This window comes from Pseudobutyrivibrio sp. LB2011 (assembly GCF_000701765.1).
In the GTDB taxonomy this organism is placed as follows: domain Bacteria; phylum Bacillota; class Clostridia; order Lachnospirales; family Lachnospiraceae; genus Pseudobutyrivibrio; species Pseudobutyrivibrio ruminis.
The window spans coordinates 79,349-97,579 of record NZ_JNJS01000001.1; the positions used below are offsets into that span (position 1 = coordinate 79,349).

Annotated in this window: 9 protein-coding genes; 8 read left to right on the plus strand and 1 reads right to left on the minus strand. The window is 39.1% G+C overall.

Annotated elements, in window-relative coordinates; translation table 11 throughout:
- Window positions 1-83: 83 nt before the first annotated feature.
- The 4 genes from T375_RS00340 to T375_RS00355 all read left to right on the plus strand — a co-directional run bounded on the left by T375_RS00340 (window position 84) and on the right by T375_RS00355 (window position 7,324).
- Complete coding sequence (locus T375_RS00340; protein WP_197019830.1) at window positions 84-1,223, plus strand: ATP-binding protein; 1,140 nt, start codon at window positions 84-86, stop codon at window positions 1,221-1,223.
- Window positions 1,224-1,318: 95 nt separating this feature from the next.
- Complete coding sequence (locus tag T375_RS00345) at window positions 1,319-3,679, plus strand: glycoside hydrolase family 3 C-terminal domain-containing protein (protein WP_044933712.1); 2,361 nt, start codon at window positions 1,319-1,321, stop codon at window positions 3,677-3,679.
- Between the two features lie 104 nt (window positions 3,680-3,783).
- Window positions 3,784-4,335 (plus strand): GtrA family protein, encoded by a 552-nt coding sequence (locus tag T375_RS00350; protein WP_044933714.1) that lies wholly within the window; start codon window positions 3,784-3,786, stop codon window positions 4,333-4,335.
- Between the two features lie 43 nt (window positions 4,336-4,378).
- Window positions 4,379-7,324, plus strand: coding sequence for a glycoside hydrolase family 3 protein (locus T375_RS00355; RefSeq protein ID WP_044933716.1), 2,946 nt, complete (start codon window positions 4,379-4,381; stop codon window positions 7,322-7,324).
- A 56-nt stretch (window positions 7,325-7,380) separates the two neighbouring features.
- Here T375_RS00355 and T375_RS00360 read toward each other — a convergent pair whose 3' ends face one another.
- On the minus strand, window positions 7,381-8,451 hold the full coding sequence (locus T375_RS00360; protein ID WP_049960215.1) for an HD-GYP domain-containing protein: 1,071 nt from the start codon (window positions 8,449-8,451) through the stop codon (window positions 7,381-7,383).
- Window positions 8,452-8,693: 242 nt separating this feature from the next.
- Here T375_RS00360 and T375_RS00365 point away from each other — a divergent pair, with 242 nt between their 5' ends.
- The 4 genes from T375_RS00365 (at window position 8,694) to T375_RS00385 (ending at window position 18,198) form a co-directional block, all read left to right on the plus strand.
- Window positions 8,694-9,710: a glycosyltransferase family 2 protein gene (locus T375_RS00365; RefSeq protein ID WP_044933718.1), complete on the plus strand. Its 1,017-nt coding sequence runs from the start codon at window positions 8,694-8,696 to the stop codon at window positions 9,708-9,710.
- An 831-nt stretch (window positions 9,711-10,541) separates the two neighbouring features.
- Window positions 10,542-11,354: a PDDEXK family nuclease gene (locus T375_RS00375; RefSeq protein WP_155952382.1), complete on the plus strand. Its 813-nt coding sequence runs from the start codon at window positions 10,542-10,544 to the stop codon at window positions 11,352-11,354.
- A gap of 243 nt (window positions 11,355-11,597) precedes the next feature.
- Window positions 11,598-16,769, plus strand: a complete 5,172-nt coding sequence (locus tag T375_RS00380; RefSeq protein WP_044933723.1) for a SpaA isopeptide-forming pilin-related protein — start codon at window positions 11,598-11,600, stop codon at window positions 16,767-16,769.
- A gap of 22 nt (window positions 16,770-16,791) precedes the next feature.
- Window positions 16,792-18,198, plus strand: a complete 1,407-nt coding sequence (locus tag T375_RS00385) for a SpaA isopeptide-forming pilin-related protein (RefSeq protein ID WP_044933725.1) — start codon at window positions 16,792-16,794, stop codon at window positions 18,196-18,198.
- Window positions 18,199-18,231: the final 33 nt, after the last annotated feature.

The following is an 18,231-nucleotide window of genomic DNA, read 5'->3' on the forward strand; positions in this document are numbered from 1 at the left end:
TTTACTGTATTGCTATATTTATTATCTTGGTCGCATTTCAATTTATAGCGGGTTTGTTGCCACTGGGTTTTTGGATTCCTACTATGATCGGTGCAGTAGGACTTATGTACTTTTCACTTTATATTGTTTTGGATATAAAGCCTAGGGATTGTGCGGTTCTTACGACTCATGCATTTGTACTGGCAGAGTTTGCTGCCAGCCTTTATAAGCAGCTTTATGTGTGGAGCGTAAAAATTACTGAGCAGGAAGGTATGGGCGAATCTGTTTTCAATATGCTCCTGGTGTACACTGTAACTTATATTGTTTATTACAGATTCGAGCGAGGCAATGTGCCATCTAATAGAAACCTTAACATCAGTAATAAAGAGATGATAAGTGTTATCGCCACAGGTATTGGCGCTTTCATTATGTCAAACATCAGCTTTGTAAATAGCAGAACGCCATTCTCTGCTACAGAGAACATGCTTTATGTTCGTACGTTGGTAGATTTCGGAGGCATGCTGATGCTAATGACAGAGATGGGCCGCAGAAACGAGCTTGCCCTTCGAAAGGAAAGTACAGAGATTAATCAGCTTTTTCAAAAGCAGTACGAGCAGTACAAGCTTGCAATAGATAATTCAGAAGCATTGCGTAAGGAGATGCATGACATGAAACACTATGTCATGGCTTTAAAAAATGAGGATGACCCGGAGCGTCGCTCAGAAGTTCTTGCAGATATGGAACAGGCAATTGCAATCCAGGAATCCTTTATGAACACTGGAAACAAGGTTCTTGATGTGGTGCTTACTACAAAGAGCCTTCAGTGCCAAAAGAAGAACATCACTTTAAATGCAATGGTTGATGGTGATTTGCTGTCAGATATCCACGTAAAGGATATATGTTCTTTATTTGGTAATATTTTGGACAATGCCATCGAGGCATCGCAGCAGGTTGCTGATAAGGAAAAGCGTCTTATCACGCTTTCAGTTCGCAAAAGAAACCAATTTATCATTGTAGAGTGTGATAATTACTCTGACAGTGAAAATGTAAAGCTTCGCAACAATCAGAGGCGTAGTTTTTTTGGAAAGAACAACCTACCTAAAACTACAAAGGGAGATAACGTAAAGCATGGCTATGGACTTAAGTCCATTACTCAGGTTGCTGAAAAGTACGGCGGCGCAATGAATTGCAGCTATGAAGATGGCTGGTTTAAGCTGAAAGTGCTGTTAGCTGCAAGCAAATAATGCCAGTTATCCGTGATAAATGACAAGTTGTCCTTCGGGATGGCTTGTCTTTTTTTATTCGTGGTAAATTATTATCAAGAAAACGGAGGATTAGTATGGACGCTAAGGAAATTATTTCACAGCTTACACTTATGGAGAAGGCAGCTCTTTTGAGCGGAAAAAATGAGTGGGAATCACGAGATATTCCAAGACTTGGAATTCAGTCGGTTTCTTTTTCAGATGGTCCTCACGGCTTACGTCGTCAGGAGGGGGCAGGAGATCATTTGGGGCTTAATGCATCTCTTCCAGCTACATGTTTTCCAACAGCAGCTACAGTAGCAAACAGCTGGGACGAAAGTCTTGGTGAAGAAATTGGAGCAGCTCTTGGTGAGGAGGCAGTAGCACAGAACGTTGATGTACTTCTTGGTCCAGGCTTAAATATGAAACGTTCTCCACTTTGCGGACGAAATTTTGAATACTTTAGTGAGGATCCAATCCTCGCCGGCAAGATGGCAGCTTCTTATGTAAGGGGTATACAGAGCAAGCATGTTTATTCTTGTCCAAAGCATTTCGCAGTTAATTCTCGCGAGTATCGCCGAATGGCAATGAATGCAGTTGTTGATGAGCGTACACTTCGAGAGATTTACCTTACAGCATTTGAAATTGCTATTAAAGAGGGTGGAGCAAAGACAATCATGTCTGCTTACAACGAAGTTAATGGCAAGTATGCAAATGAAAACGAGCATTTGCTTGTGGATATCCTCAGAAATGAATGGGGATTTGATGGAATCGTAGTTACTGACTGGGGTGCAAGTAATGACCACGTTGCTGGTGTTAAGTGTCAGTCAAATGTGGAAATGCCAAACCCAGGACTTGATTCAGCTAGAGAGCTTATCAAGGCAGCTACAGAGGGCGAAGGTCGTATTACAGAGGAAGAAATCGACAGAGCAATTCTTCCTATTATCGAAGCAGCAATCTACTTCAAAGAAAACGACCACACAAAGGGCTTTGATAAAGAAGCTCACCACGCGATAGCAAAGAAGGCAGCTGTTAACTCAGCAGTTCTTCTTAAGAACGACGAGGACATCCTTCCACTTGCAGCAGGCACAAAGGTATGCCTTAGAGGACCATTCGTGGATAAGCCACGTTATCAGGGTTCAGGAAGCTCACAGGTTAACTCAACAAAGGTAGAGACCATCAGAGAGCAAATCGCAAATTACGATTTACAGGTTATTGATGATCCTGAAGCAGCAGATGTTGTTTTATTCTTCTTTGGTCTTGATGAAATCGCAGAGAGCGAGGGAGCAGATAGAATGTCTATCGACGTTCCTGAGTATCAGATTAAAGAGCTTGAGGAACTTACAGTTTACAACAAGCACATCGTTGGTGTTATGAGTGCTGGTTCATCAGTAAAGATGCCATGGCTTTCAAATCTCCAGGGATTGCTTCACGGATACTTAACAGGTCAGGCTGGAGCGTCAGCTCTTCTTGATATCATCACAGGAAAGGAAATTCCTACTGGTAAGCTTTCAGAGTCTTATCCATTCGCATATGCGGACTGCTCAATTGTTAATTACGCAGGTCAGGAAAAGAGAAATCTTCAGTATCGCGAAGGACCTTTCATTGGATATCGTTATTACGATACAGCAGATGTGGCAGTTCAGTTCCCATTTGGATATGGACTTAGCTATACAACATTTGAGTATTCAGCACTTTCTGTTACAGAGGATGGTGTTAAGTTCACTATCACAAATACAGGAAAGCGCGACGGTGCTGAAATTGCTCAGCTCTATGTTGGTAAGAGTCAGTCAGGACTTATCCGTCCTAAGAAAGAGCTTAAGGGCTTCAAGAAGGTATGGATTAAGGCTGGAGAATCAGTGGAAGTAGAGATTCCATTTGATGACAAGACATTCCGTTATTTCTCAACTGTATCAAACAAGTGGGAAATCGAAGGCGGTGAGTATCAGATTTACGTTGGAAAGAACGTTGCTGACATCGTACTTACAGGAACAATCACAAAGGAAGGCACAATTACAGAGCTTCCTTACGACATCGAAACACTTCCAAGCTACAAGACAGGAAAGGTTCGAAACGTTCATTACGAGGAGTTTGAAAAGCTTTATGCTAAGCCACTTCCTGAGGAAAAGGTTGGACCACTTGATATCAACGATGCTCTTTGCCAGATGAAGGATGCCAAGAGCGGACTTTGCAGATTGGTTTACAAGATTCTCAAGAACAATCTTGATAAGTCTTATGAAAAGGGTGTACCAGACTTGAACACAATGTTCATTTACAACATGCCTTTCAGAGCAATCAGCAAGATGTCAGGCGGAATGGTTAGCCGTGAAATGGTTGAGTCAATCGTAACAATCGCCAATGGACACTTCTTCAGAGGTCTTGGTGGTGTGATTGGAGGATTCTTCCGCAACCGTCGTATGAATAAAAAATATGAGAGTAGATTAAATCATAGAGAATAATAAGTGAGTCTGTAACTAACAAGCTATTATGTTTCTCAAGTGAATAATGTATGAACGGAGAAACATAATGCTTGTGAGTGTAACAGACGGACTGGAGGATTTTGATGAATATATGGAATAGTTTCGCCGAGAAGCATCCGGCAGCAGCAAAGTGGGTGCGCGAAGGTGGCTTGTTTGTAATAGTAAGTAACTTGATTACAGTATTTAAGTATTTGTTACTTACATTTTTACCAGCAGCCTTCGCATTCTTAGGCGATAGAGCATTTGGATGGCCAGGAATTCCACTTACAATCGCAGGTGAGACTTTTGATTGGAATATCCTTGGTTATGACCAGGCACACGGAGGACTTGCTTACTTTACAGCTTACATGATTGCAATGGTAATTGGTGAGTGCATCAATTTCCCAATCCAGAAGCTTTTCGTTTTCCGTAATCACGATAAGCCTGGCAAGCAGATTGCATGGTATATTGCAGCATTCATTGTAATCACATGCATCGTTAACTCAATTAACTGCATCTGGGTAGCAGTTGCAGGAATGTTTGTACCAGCTTGGCTGTACAACATCGGAACTACAGTACTCAACGGCGGAGTTTCTATGGTGGTGTTCTTCTTTGTAAATAAGATCATCTTCCCAGAAACACCAAAGGCCGAATGAGATATATCTTTTAACGTTAGTTGAAAGGAAGGAGAAGAAGAAAATGTTATCAATCAACATTGCGGACGTTATCGCCGTACTACAGACAATGATTCCACAGCTTATCGTTTTAGGCGTGGCACTCGTTGCAGCAATCATCGTTACAATTTGCGCGATGAAGGCTAAGAAGCCTCTTAAGGGCTTTATCAGAAAAGAAGCTTGGTTAGCTTTCTTATTAGTAGTAGTTGTAGTAGTTAATACAATTCTACTTGGACCAGTTTACTCTATGGTAAACATGGCAATGGGAGGTGGCACAATCTCAGATGAAGCCATCGAAGAGGCAAAGGCTCTCGCAACAGAAATTGCTGAAGAGGGTATTGTTCTTTTAAAGAATGATGATGCAGCACTTCCTCTTGCAGAAGGCACAAAGGTCAACGTATTTGGTTGGTCTTCAACAAACCCAATTTATGGTGGTACAGGATCAGGTGCACTTTCAGATGCATATCCAACAGTTGATTTCCTTACAGGTCTTACTGATGCAGGTATCGAGTACAATCAGGACCTTGTAGATTTCTATACAGGATGGAGAACAGAAAGACCTACAGTAGGTATGATGGGACAGGATTGGACAATTCCTGAGCCAACAGTTTCTGAGTATGGCAGCCTTATTTCAGATGCTAAGGACTTCTCAGATACAGCAATTTTCTTCATCGCACGTTCAGGTGGTGAGGGAGCAGATCTTCCACAGTCATATGATGGAGAAGAGACATACAGCGATGATGGCTCTAGCTTCTTTGGAGCAACAGGTGTGCGTTACTCAGATCAGAAGGATGATCTTGATGCATCTAAGTCATACCTTGAGCTTTCAAACAGAGAGCAGGCACTTCTTGATGAAGTAACAGCAAACTTTGACAAGGTTATCGTAGTTGTTAACTCAGCAAACGCTATGGAGCTTGGCTTCGTTAACGATTACTCACAGATTAAGTCAGTTCTTTACTGCCCAGGTACAGGTCAGACTGGTTTCGACGGACTTGGCGAGATTCTTGCAGGTCAGATCAACCCATCTGGTAAGACAGCTGACACATTTGTAGCAGACTTATTTGCTACACCAACAGCAAACAACTTTGGGGATTTCGATTACACAAACATGGATGAGTACGGATATGAGAATATGTTCGCTGAGGGCGGCATGGCTTATCCTACATTCGTAAATTATGTTGAAGGTATTTACGTTGGTTACAAATATTACGAGACAGCTTACGCTGAGGCAGAAGCTGGCAACATGGAGTTCGATTACGACTCTGCAGTAGTTTATCCATTCGGTTATGGATTATCTTACACAACATTCTCTCAGGAGATGGGACCTATTACAAATGATGGTACAACAGTATCATTTGATGTAACAGTTACTAACACAGGTGATGTTGCTGGTAAGGATGTTGTAGAAGTTTACTACAACCCACCATACACAAACGGCGGCATCGAGAAGGCAGCTGCAAACTTAATCCAGTTTGCAAAGACTTCTACACTTGAGCCAGGTGCATCAGAGACAATCAACATCTCATTTGCACTTGAAGATATGGCTTCATACGATACATACGGCGAGGGCTGCTATGTACTTGAGGCTGGTGATTATGAGATTTCTATCAACTCAGATTCACACAACAAGATTGCTACAGATACAGTAACAGTTGGCTCTACAATCGTTTATGATGAGTCAAACAAGCGTGAGTCAGATCAGGTTGCAGCTACAAACCAGTTTGGCTTCGCAGAAGGTGATGTAACTTACCTTTCACGTGCAGATGGCTTCGCTAACTATGACGAGGCAACAGCTGCTCCAACAAGCTATGAGATGTCTGATGAAGCAAAGGCTACATACTTCAACGAGACAAACTATGATCCTACTGATTACAATAATGATTCAGATGTAATGCCTACAACAGGCGCTGACAATGGTGTTAAGCTTGCAGATCTTCGTGGTCTTGATTACGATGATCCAATGTGGGATACACTTCTCGATGAGCTTACAGTTTCAGATATGAACACACTTATCGAGCTCGGTGGATACGAGACATCAGCAGTTGATTCAATCGGCAAGGTTATGACATACGATTGTGATGGTCCTGCTTCAATCAACAACAACTTCACAGGCCAGGGTTCTATCGGATTCCCTGCAGCAGTTATGATTGCTTGCACATGGAACAAGGACATTGCACTTGCATTTGGTGAGTCAATTGGCCGTATGGCAAACGACATGGATGTTTCTGGTTGGTATGCTCCAGCTACAAACACACACCGTTCAGCATTTGCAGGACGTAACTTCGAGTACTACTCAGAGGATGGCGTACTTGCAGGTTGGATGTGTGCAAACGCTGTAAATGGTGCAAGAGAGTGGGGCGTATACTCATACGTTAAGCACTTTGCAACAAATGATCAGGAAACAAACAGAACAAACTTCCTTTGCACATGGCTCAATGAGCAGTCATTGCGTGAGATTTACTTAAAGTCATTTGAAATTGTATTCAAGAACTCAAACCCAGGTGCAACAATGGTTGCATTCAACAACATCGGTACAGTACCAGCTGAGGCTTGCTCAGAGCTTCTTAACACAGTACTTCGTGGCGAGTGGGGATTCAGAGGTCTTGCAGAGACAGATTACTTCGGTGGATACGGATATCAGGATTCTGACCGTATGATTAGAAATGGTTGCGACCTTATGCTTGCAACATACGCTACACCACAGTCTACAGTTACAGATCAGGAATCTGCTACATCAGTAATTGCTATGAGAACAGCTTCTCACAACATTCTTTACACTGTAGTAAACAGCCGTGCATATGATTCAGAAATCAACGCAGGCCTTCCTACATGGGAGAAGATTCTCTTCGCTATCGATGCAGTACTTGTTCTTCTCATTGCTTGCCTTGAGTACTTTGCAGTAAAGAAATACCTTGCAAAGAAGAAAGAGGTAGAAGTAGAAGCAGTTGTAGAAGAGACAACAGAAGAGTAATAAAGAAATAAAATGGGGCAGCTCGAAAGAGCTGCCCTTAGTTTTTTTATAAGGTTTTATTTAACAATTACAGTGCTAAGATAATTGCGATCATTTGATAAATCAACAACCGTTTGAATGCTTGTAATCTTAATAACTGGTCGAAGTGGATATGCCCTATTCTGACGAACAACCACACCTTCCTCACCGTTGCTAAGCTTGATGGTAGAACCATTTGGATAGATGTTTACGATTGTAAGAAATGCTCTGAAGTATTTCAGATTAAACTTATTACTCATTGTAAACATTATTTCAATTGCTTCTGCAGGAGTGTAGGCTCTCTTGTATGGCCTTGCAGTAACAAGCGCATCATACACATCTACGATAGAAATGATTTGAGCCATCTTTCCAATCTGGTCGCCAGAAAGACTTCTAGGATATCCTGAGCCATCAATATTTTCATGATGGTTAAGGATTGCCTGGCGCATCTCCTCTGTAAGGTCAGGAGAGTTGGCAAGCAGGCGATATCCTCTTACTGGATGAGTTTTGATTAATTCAAACTCTGTGGCTGTAAGCTTTCCTGGTTTGTTTAATATATCCTTTGGAATTTCTTCTTTTCCGATATCGTGAAGAAGTCCTACAACGGTAATATCCTTAACAAATGAATCAGATTCTCCTAAAGCCTTTGCTAATATGGCTGCCATTGTACCTACATCCACTGAGTGTCTGTAAGTGTACTCATCGCATACCTTTAGCTTTGAAAGGTTAAGGCTCAAAGATTTAGAGTCATTTATAATGCTGCAAACTTTTTCGCCAATTTGAATGATTCCTTTAGTCAAGCTATCTATATCATCGAGATTAGCATATAGCCTAGCTAAAGACTCCATGGCGTACTCTCTGAAGCTTTCATCAAAACATATGGAATCATCTGGAAGTGGAAAATCATCCTCTAATTCGAATTCATCCGCATCTGAATAATAAATTGTAGCGTGAATTTTCCCGTGATAGTCAGACAACGACTTTAAAATCTTTTGGTCGATGACTGTCATTTTTGGGCAAAGAAGTGCCCCCGAATCTGTATAGATGTCAGTTTCTGTAATACATCCCGCCGGTAGATCACTGACATATCCATATACATCTTTAATCATACATTACTGTCCCTTTAAAACGCAAAAATTTCTTTGTGTTGATAACAATGTTATTATACACCCTTAATAATGTGTTGACAACGAAAACTGTAATGTTGTATGAAAAACTTTTTCATCTTAGTGAATTCATGTTTTTGGGGAAACTGGGCAATAATTGATGGTTCAAATAGGATGATGTGCCGTTGAAGAATTCAGTATGATTTGTTAAAATTGTAAAGGTTAAATTAGTTAGGAGAGTATTTATGAAATTACTAAGTTTTGCAGTACCATGTTACAACTCAGCAGCTTATATGGAGCATTGCGTAGAGACACTTTTACATGGTGGTGAAGATGTAGAAATAATAATAGTAGACGATGGTTCTACAAAAGATAGCACAGCAGAAATCGCTGACAGACTTGCAGCAGAACACCCTACCATTATCAAAGCTGTTCATCAGGAAAACGGCGGTCATGGTCAGGCTGTTAACACAGGTCTTAAAAATGCCACAGGCTTATTCTTCAAGGTTGTAGACTCAGATGACTGGGTAGACCCAGATGCATATGACAAAATCTTAAAGGTATTACGTAGCTCAGTTGAAAATGGCAAGCAGCTTGATATGCTCATTTCAAACTACGTATACGAAAAGGAAGGGGCTCATCACAAGAAGGTTATGTCATACTCAAACCTTCCAAAGAACAAGTACTTTTCTTGGGATGAGACAGGCCACTTTAAAAAGGGCCAGTACATTTTGATGCATTCAGTTATCTATCGCACAAAGCTTTTACGTGATTGTGGAATGGAGCTCCCAAAGCACACATTCTATGTTGATAACCTTTATGTATTCTACCCACTTCCATACGTTAAGACTATGTACTATTTGGACGTAGACTTCTATCGTTACTTTATTGGTCGTGATGATCAGTCAGTTAACGAGAAGGTTATGATTTCTCGTATCGACCAGCAAATCAAAGTCAACAAGCTTATGATGGAAGCTTACGACTACAAGAATATTAAGGATAATCATGTTAAGAAATACATGTTCAATTACTTAGAGATGATTACAGTTATCTCTACAGTTCTTCTTATGAAGAGTGGCACAAAGGAACATCAACAGAAGCGTCATGATCTTTGGAGATACATCAAAGAGCAGGATTACTATTTATATAGAAAGCTTCGCTATGGTTTCATGTGTGCAACTACAAACCTTCCAGGCCACGGCGGCCGCGCAATCTCTATCACAGCATACAAGATTGCCCAGAAGGTAGTAGGATTCAATTAATCATCAGATTAGTTGAAACTGTTGCTTACACTGGCAATAGTTTAACCCCAGGATTCAACTAGACATTAGGCTCATCACTGTTGTGGTGAGCTTTTTTGTTGCTTTTTCACATAGACTTTAGTGGGGGAGCATGCTAATATCTTTCGTATCGAAACACGATTCTTTTGAACCTGGTTCACAGGTTCATGTCCTGGAGTGCAAACAGGGCATTATTTCCATTTTATACTTTCGGGGAAACAATAGGTGGCTTTCTTGCAGTGCGCCTTTTTGGAAAGTTGGCGTTGGCAATAGCAAAGGTTGTGAAATTGGTAGGAAAATAGATATTTGATTGGGCTGGTGATTAGTTTAAAGTGGCTGGATTGGGGCTGGGGATTGGCTGGTCTGGTAAAAGAGGAATGTTGGACTATATATGCTGACTAAGCCTGGGAAATATAGTCGAGATTTACTGGCTGGACTATATATGCTGACTAAGGCTGGGAAATATAGTCGAGATTTATTAGTTGGACTATATCAGGAGAAAAGATAGAGGATATATAGTCGGTGGAGATGGGCTGTGACTATATAGGAGCCTTCTAGCGGGCTATATATAGTCAAAATTGGGCTATCGGACTATAAATTACGAGACGATAGGGAATATATAGTCAATTATTAGTCAAAATGACTATATGGACAGGCGGATGGAAATATATATAGTCCGAGACGGCGAAAATGACTATTAAAGGACTGGCTTCTATTGTATTTATAGTCAGTGGCCTATATTGCTGACTATAAATAGGAAGGGGATGGGGAGTTCTATAGTTAAAAGATAGATGAGAAATGGAAAGGAAACATATGACAAGTTACAAACAGATTTTAAAACTATTGAATGCTCGCAAGGTGGAGCTTGATACGATTATTGAAACAAAGAAGATTGAATTGAAAAATGCTCCAGAAGGAGAATTACGTACTGCAAAGTGTAGAAATAAGATTCAGTATTTTAAAAGAGAAAAAGGCGGCGATTCAAATGGAAAATACATAAAGTATTCTGATATAGATTTGGCGAGTCGATTAGCACAGAAGGAATATGATAATTACGCTATACAAGCAGCCGAGAGGGAAGTGAAACTGTTAAATAGTATGAAAAGATTGTATGATGGGAGAGCTATTGAGCATATTGGATTAAAAATGGTTAAAGCCAAAATGGCCTTGGTTACACCAGTGGAGAAGTCTGACGAGGAATATGTGGCGGAATGGTTGGCGCAGGAGTATGAGCTATTTGACTATTATAGTGAAGCTCTTACATATGAGAATAGTAAGGGAATAAAGATGAGGTCGAAGTCGGAGGTGCTGATTTCGAATATATTGGATGAGCTGGGGATTCCTTATTTGTACGAGAAGCCACTGAAGCTTTCAAAATACAAGACGGTGAGTCCAGATTTTACTTTGCTTGATATGCGGACTAGGCAGGAGGTCTATTTGGAGCACCTGGGAATGCTGGATAATATGGATTATGTAGAGAAGAATATGAATAAGATACGGGCCTATGAAGAGGCTGGCATTTATATAGGAAGTAGGCTGTTGATTTCGCATGAGGCAAGAAATGCCCAATTTAACGCGAAAAGTGTGAAAGGAATGCTGTCGGAATACTTTGATAAAAGAATTTAAGTAATAGGTTTTAGCAAAAACGCAATATAAGAGAATAATGGCTTTGGCTATATTTACGATACTTTTACTCCAAGTTTTCAGCCTTGTGGTATTTTCTTGCCAAATTTTTGCACTTCCTGCCAACCCACTTTAAAAACGTTACACGGTGTAATAATATATCATTTGGACACAAGGTGAACACATTTTATATACATTATCGTCACATATACCGTTTCAGTTAACGTTTAAGGGAGTATTTGTTAAATGAAAAAGAACAGATTACTTAACAGAACATTATCTTTTGGTCTTGCGCTTGCGCTATTTATTTCTTCACCTGCATCAGTGTACGCTGGAGAAATGAATGATGCGTCTGTGGAGACCATCGTTGAAAATATTGACCAAGGAGGTGCTTCTGATGAAGGGGAGTCATCAGGTAGCGATTCTACAACAGCCTCTGAGGAAACAAATTCTGAGACTGGTTCAGAATCTAAAGATTCTGACCAGGTAAGCTCAGATGCTTCTACATCTGAGAATGATTCCAATTCAGACGAGCAAGTTAATAAAGGTGAGACACCAGAGTCATCTGATACAACAGCTGACGATGCAGAGGCAGATGCTGATAAGAAAGCTGACGCAGAAGCAGATGCAAACGCTGATAAGGATACAGAGGATGACGATGAGGAAATCACATACGATTACGAATCTAACAATGATGGTACTCATGTAAAGAAGTGGGATGACAAAGATGGTGTGGCTCACGAAGAAACAGAGGACTGCGAGTTCGGTGAGGACGGCAAGTGCGTTCATTGTGGATATGAGAAGGAAGAAGAGGAAGATGATGAAGAAATCACTCTTCAGGACGAGGATGGCCTTGTTACAATCACAGCAAAGAAGTCTGTTTTAAATGGTGCTAAGGATGTTAAGGTTGAAGAAATCACAGTTGAGACTGATGAAGATCAGTACAATGAGATGTCAGATGCTCTTGATAAGACCACTGATACAGAAACATCAGTAATTGATTTTATAGCCTATGATATAAAGTTATTTAATAAAGATGGAGATGAAGTAGAACCAAAAGGAGAGGTTAATGTTGTATTTAATAATCTTTCTGTAGATGGTCTTGATGTAGAGGAATACACTACTGAGGTATATCACTATGAAGATAGTGAAAATGTAGACAAGATGGAAAATGTAACACCAACTGATGATGGTAGTACGGTTGAGATGGTTACTGATCATTTTTCTACTTACATTATAGCTGTTAAAGGCGTTGATGGAGCCTTAGCTAGTCAGTATGCAAATGTTTATTCTGTATATTATAACGAGGGGGCTAGTAATAAATGGCCATATACAGAATGGCATAGCAGAAATGATTTACCTACAGTAGTACAAGACGGAAGTAGTTATAAAGTTGGCCAAAATGATAAATACTACATAGCATCTGTTAGAGTATATATAAATGGTAGTGTAGTTGAAAAAAGAGACTATGCATATACTACAGATTCGGCAAAACAGTACTTTTACGTATATCCAAAGTCTGGTTATAGTCTTGCTGGTTTCGCAGCAGGGTACGGAACTGATTCAAGTGCAGCTACACGAATAAATGACACTGTTAATGGTCATTATTATTATGAACTTCAGAATTATTGTACCGATAATAACTGTTATAACACTGATCATAAGAAAATAAACTATATAAATATATATCTTACAGGAGAGTACGATAGTCAATTCAAAGTTGATTTGTTCCGTTATAATGATTCTTTGGTATTTTTTAACAACTCGACATCTGCGATTAATTATGCTTCATATTTAAATAAAAAATGGGTTAGTAGAACAACCTATCGTTATTTAGAGATGAATACTGGTCAAGGAAGTGATGCGTGGAACAAAGATCATTCAGGTCCTTCATATGCTTACCAAGGAATTGCTGATTCTACTCTAGATTCTAATGGAATGATTACGTTTAGTAACTATGGCGCTCCTGAGTATTTTAATGTAGATAACAAACAAAATGATACAGATTATCACACTTATACGTATTATGTACCTAATACAAGGCAATGGTACAACGAAGCATATTATAATGTAGGATTTCCATTTAATTATGAAAATGGCTACTATGTATTTGACAGTTCAACAACGGCAACCACTTTTGATGCAAAAACAGGAATAGTAAAAGCTGAAAGTACAACTGGAGGACAATTTTGGCCATTTAAAAAGGATACGGATTCAAGCAGTGATGTGAGTGCTTATGACCATTTTGGTATGCATTTCACTCAGAAGTTTGATATGACTAAAACAGGAACAAATAATAGCAATCCATGTATATTTGAATTTTCAGGCGATGATGATGTTTGGGTATATATAGATAATAAGCTTGTTCTTGATTTAGGAGGAATCCACGGAAAAGTTTCAGGTACGATAGATTTTTCAACCGGAGAATGCACCATAAGTGGAGTATATCCATATAAACAAAATGTAACATATAATATGTATTCTGGTGAAAGTAATAGTAAAAATATTTTCACAAAGAGTGACATTTTGAATAACGGTGAGCATACATTACAGGTATATTATCTTGAACGTGGGTCAGGTCAAAGTAACTGTATGATTAAGTTTAATCTGCCTGTAAAGGATGATACAGCAGAACCAGTTAATCCATTAGACTTTACAAAGGTAGATGCGGATACTTCTGCTACTGTTGAAGGTGCAAAGTTTACGCTTAAGTCATCAGATGGTGTTTACACTGCATTAGATGATGATGGAAATGAAATAGTTGTTTCAGATGCTAATGGAAAAGTGGCATTCACTCAGCTTAAAGATTCCAATGGAACAATAACACCTGGAATTAAACAGGGAACATATATCCTTAAAGAGGTTGATGCTAAATCTGGCTATGAATTGCCAACGGAAGATTGGTATGTATTAGTCCAGGCAGATGGAAATGGCGGTTCGGTATTTACAATAGAAGGAACGGATGTTGATAAAACCGATGCTGGTTATGTTATAAAAAATCACAAGGGAGCATCACCTACAACTACGGTGTTTACTGAAAAAACTGCCACAGTAAGCAACTGGGAAAGTAGAGTGTATGAGATTGCGCTAGGTGCATCTGCAACAACAGTTACTTCTGGAACAAAGCAAGATATTGTTCTTGTTTTGGATACATCAGGTTCCATGGGGGATGAAGTAACTATCACTACGACTACTACATATTCTAAGGCTGATATAGAGAGTGATTCATCACTCTGGGGGATAAGTTTTAAAGTAGAAGATACTTACTATTACTACAATGAGCAGTATAGGGTCTGGTGTTATTACAAAAATGGATGGCAGTACGCGTATTATACGACTGATGTACCTGATAGTTTTACTATCACAACGACAGCAACAACAACTCGTCTTCAATTAATGAAGGATGCTGCAAAAGATTTTGTTTCAAGCTTAGAGGGGACAGGTTGTAGAGTTGCTATTGTTAGTTTTGATTACGATGCTGATAAGGTATTAGGTTTAACTGAATGTACATCAGCTAATATCTCAACAATAAACCGTAAGATAGATGGATTGCAAGCTGATGGTGCAACAAGAATTGATCTTGGCCTTGAAAAGGTTATTGAAGAGATATTTACAGGAAATTCGAGAACTGACTCATATAAAAACAATATAATATTATTTACCGACGGTGTTCCTACTACTTATAAAGATTTTGATGATACTGTGGCTTCTTCAGCAAAAGGTGTTGCAGATGCATTAAAAGCAGGTACAAATGTTAGTATGAGTTGGGATAGTTATTCATATGATTACAATCGGGACGCAGGTAGTACCACTAAAAAGACTGCATCAGGCTGTGCAGCAAATATTTACTTTATCAAATATGATAATGGCAGTCCTACAACAAAGATGACAAACTTTGCTAATTACGTTGCAGGTTCTGAAGATAGGGTACATTCAGTATCTGATATGAGTAAAGTGACTACGGCATTCCAACAGGTTATTGGAGATATCTATCAAGGTGCTATAGGAACTGTAGTCGATGTTATCGATCCTAGATTTGAACTTGTTTACAAGGAGGGAAACCAATATAAGACTTATGCTAATGGTTCAACAATAACAGCTTCCATTAGAAATGCTTCTGGAGAAAGACAGGATGTTAATGGAACAATAAGTGTTGACCAGAATGGAAATCAGGTTATTACATGGAATGATATATATATTGGTTATAAGTTGAGCGATAGCAATGGATTTGATTCTAGGTTCCTTGTAAAAGCAAAAGATGATTTCATGGGTGGTAATGTTATTCCAACAAATGGTCCTGCCTCTAGAGTAATAGTTGGAGATGCAACAAAGAATTTCCCAATGCCAACCGTAAATGTTAAGTTGCTTGGATATTCATTGGCTGATAATGAAACAACAATCTTGTTAAATGATGCATTTGATGTTTCAAAGCTCTCATCTGATGAAGAAATATTAGCTTTCTTGTCAGGAATTGAATGTGAGTACACTGATGAGTTTAATACAAAGCACACATCGACAAACGTATTTACAAATAGTAGCTTGGCAGTTACTACAGATACTTCAGGAAATAAGGTAATTACTTATTCATATCCTGGAACATCTGATGGAGTTGGTGCTCTTACAATTGAAGATGCTGAGAAGGTTGGTCCTGAAGGTAATGCAACAACAGGTGATAATCTTTACTATTATGAGACAGCAGTGAAATATACAGCAATTAAGCAGACTGATAGAACGTTAGGTTCAATGATTGCACCAGATACAACAAATAATGAGGTTACTGAGTATACAGGTACTGGTAAGTATTACGTTAATGTTGTAGATGCTGGCATATATTTCGATAAAGTTGGAGGAGTAGGACTTACAAAATTAGCTGGTGCGAAATATGGTTTATACTCTGATAAAGAGTGTACTAAGAAGATAATGGATATGGATTCTTCTGATGGTAGCCAATACAAGCCGTTGTTAGTAGACGGACTTGGAATAGGTACATACTATGTTAAAGAAATTTCAGCACCAAATCAGTTTGCATTAAGCAATGAGGTTTTCAAGATTGAAATCAATAAGGTTGAAAGTGCTGTAGGCACATATATCATGAAGATTTCATCTGATGGTGATAGTATTTCTGAAACAGTATCTAAGACATTTAGTGTTCTTGGAGAAACAGTTGATAAGGGCTACTATTTCGATGCAACAGATAAGGCTATTGTTAAGAATGATACATGCTATAGACTAAAGGATTACACAGTAATCGTTGGAACAGAACAGGAAAAAGTATTATTCTCAGCTATCGACAAGGTTGCTTACACACTTCCAGAAACAGGCGGAAGCGGAGTTTATGTTTATACAATCGGCGGTATCCTACTAATGATTGCGGGGGCGCTGTTGTTATATAAAAATAAGAATAATAAAAGCAAATAAAGGAAAAGGAGAGAAAAGAAACATGAAAAAGATCAGAAAAATCGTTGCTCTTGCACTTGCAACAGTAATGATGATGGCAATGAGCATTACAGCTTTTGCCGACGAGACAGTTGACGCTACTAAGTCAACAATCACTGTGACAAACATTGAAAAGGGCGCTACAGTAACTATTTATAAGATTGCAGAGGTTACAGCAGCTGGTGAAGTAAAAGTCACAGCTAATTGGGCAAAAGAGGCTGGTTTTGAGCCAAAGGATGCCGTTCTTAAAGATGGTAAGTATGAGATGCCTCAGATGGATGCACAAGTAGCTCTTAAATTAAAGGCAGCTTTACCTACTGATGAAGTTGGAAAATCGCTTACAGAAACAGATGGTTCTGTTGAGTTTGTAAACGTTGATAAGGGTGCATACTTTATCACAATTGCGGGTACTGAGTACACATATACATCAATGGTAGCAGTAACATATGCAATTGATGCTGCGACAGGTGCTTACCTTCAGGCAAATGCTGAAGTAGTAGCAAAAGGTACAAAGGATGATTTAACAAAGACAGTTAAGGAAGAAGATAAAATTGTAAGTGCAAATCAGCAGTCTGTTGAGTTCACAATTACAAAGGAAGTTCCTTACAACGTTACAAAGTTTGTTCTTCATGATAAGACAGAGAATCTTTCGTCATTAGCTGATGCTACAGTAACAGTAAAAGTTGGCGATACAGAGGTTGCTGGTAATTGGAAATTCGTTTTAAAAGAAGGAACAACAAATGAGTTTACTCTTGACTTAATTAAATTAGTTGGCGATGAGTATTCAGGAAAGACAGCTACAATTACATATTCTGCAAGCGTAATTGGTGCTAAGGGATATGCTAATACTGCTGATTATGAAACACCAGGTCATGATCCAAAGTTTGATAAGGATAGACAGACTACAGAAGGTTTTACAGGCAGATTTACATTAACAAAGACAGATGATAAGCAGGTTGAGAAACTTGCAAATGCTGAGTTCATTGGAACAATTACAGTTGACGATACTGTAAACTATATCGTTGCAGATGGTAAGGAAGGAAAGTATACATTTAAAGCATTAACAACAGACAAGAAAGAGGCTACAACATTCGTTACATATGGTGATGAAGGACAGTTTGTTGTTGATGGTCTTGATACAGGTGTTTATTCATTCACAGAGACAAAGGCCCCAGCTGAATATGCAGTAAATACTAATCCTGTAACAGTTGAAATCAAGAAGGTTGAGAATAAGTCTAATGTAGAAGGTGAAAGAGTATACCTCTTTACAGATTCTATCAAGGATTCTAAGCTTGCAACACTTCCATTCACTGGTGGTATGGGTACAACAATCTTTACAGTACTTGGTGTAGCTATCATGGCTATGGCTTCAGCTCTTTACTTTGCAACAAAGAAGAAGGCTACAAAGTAATTAGTATTCGCTGAGTTAAAGAAATGAAAATAT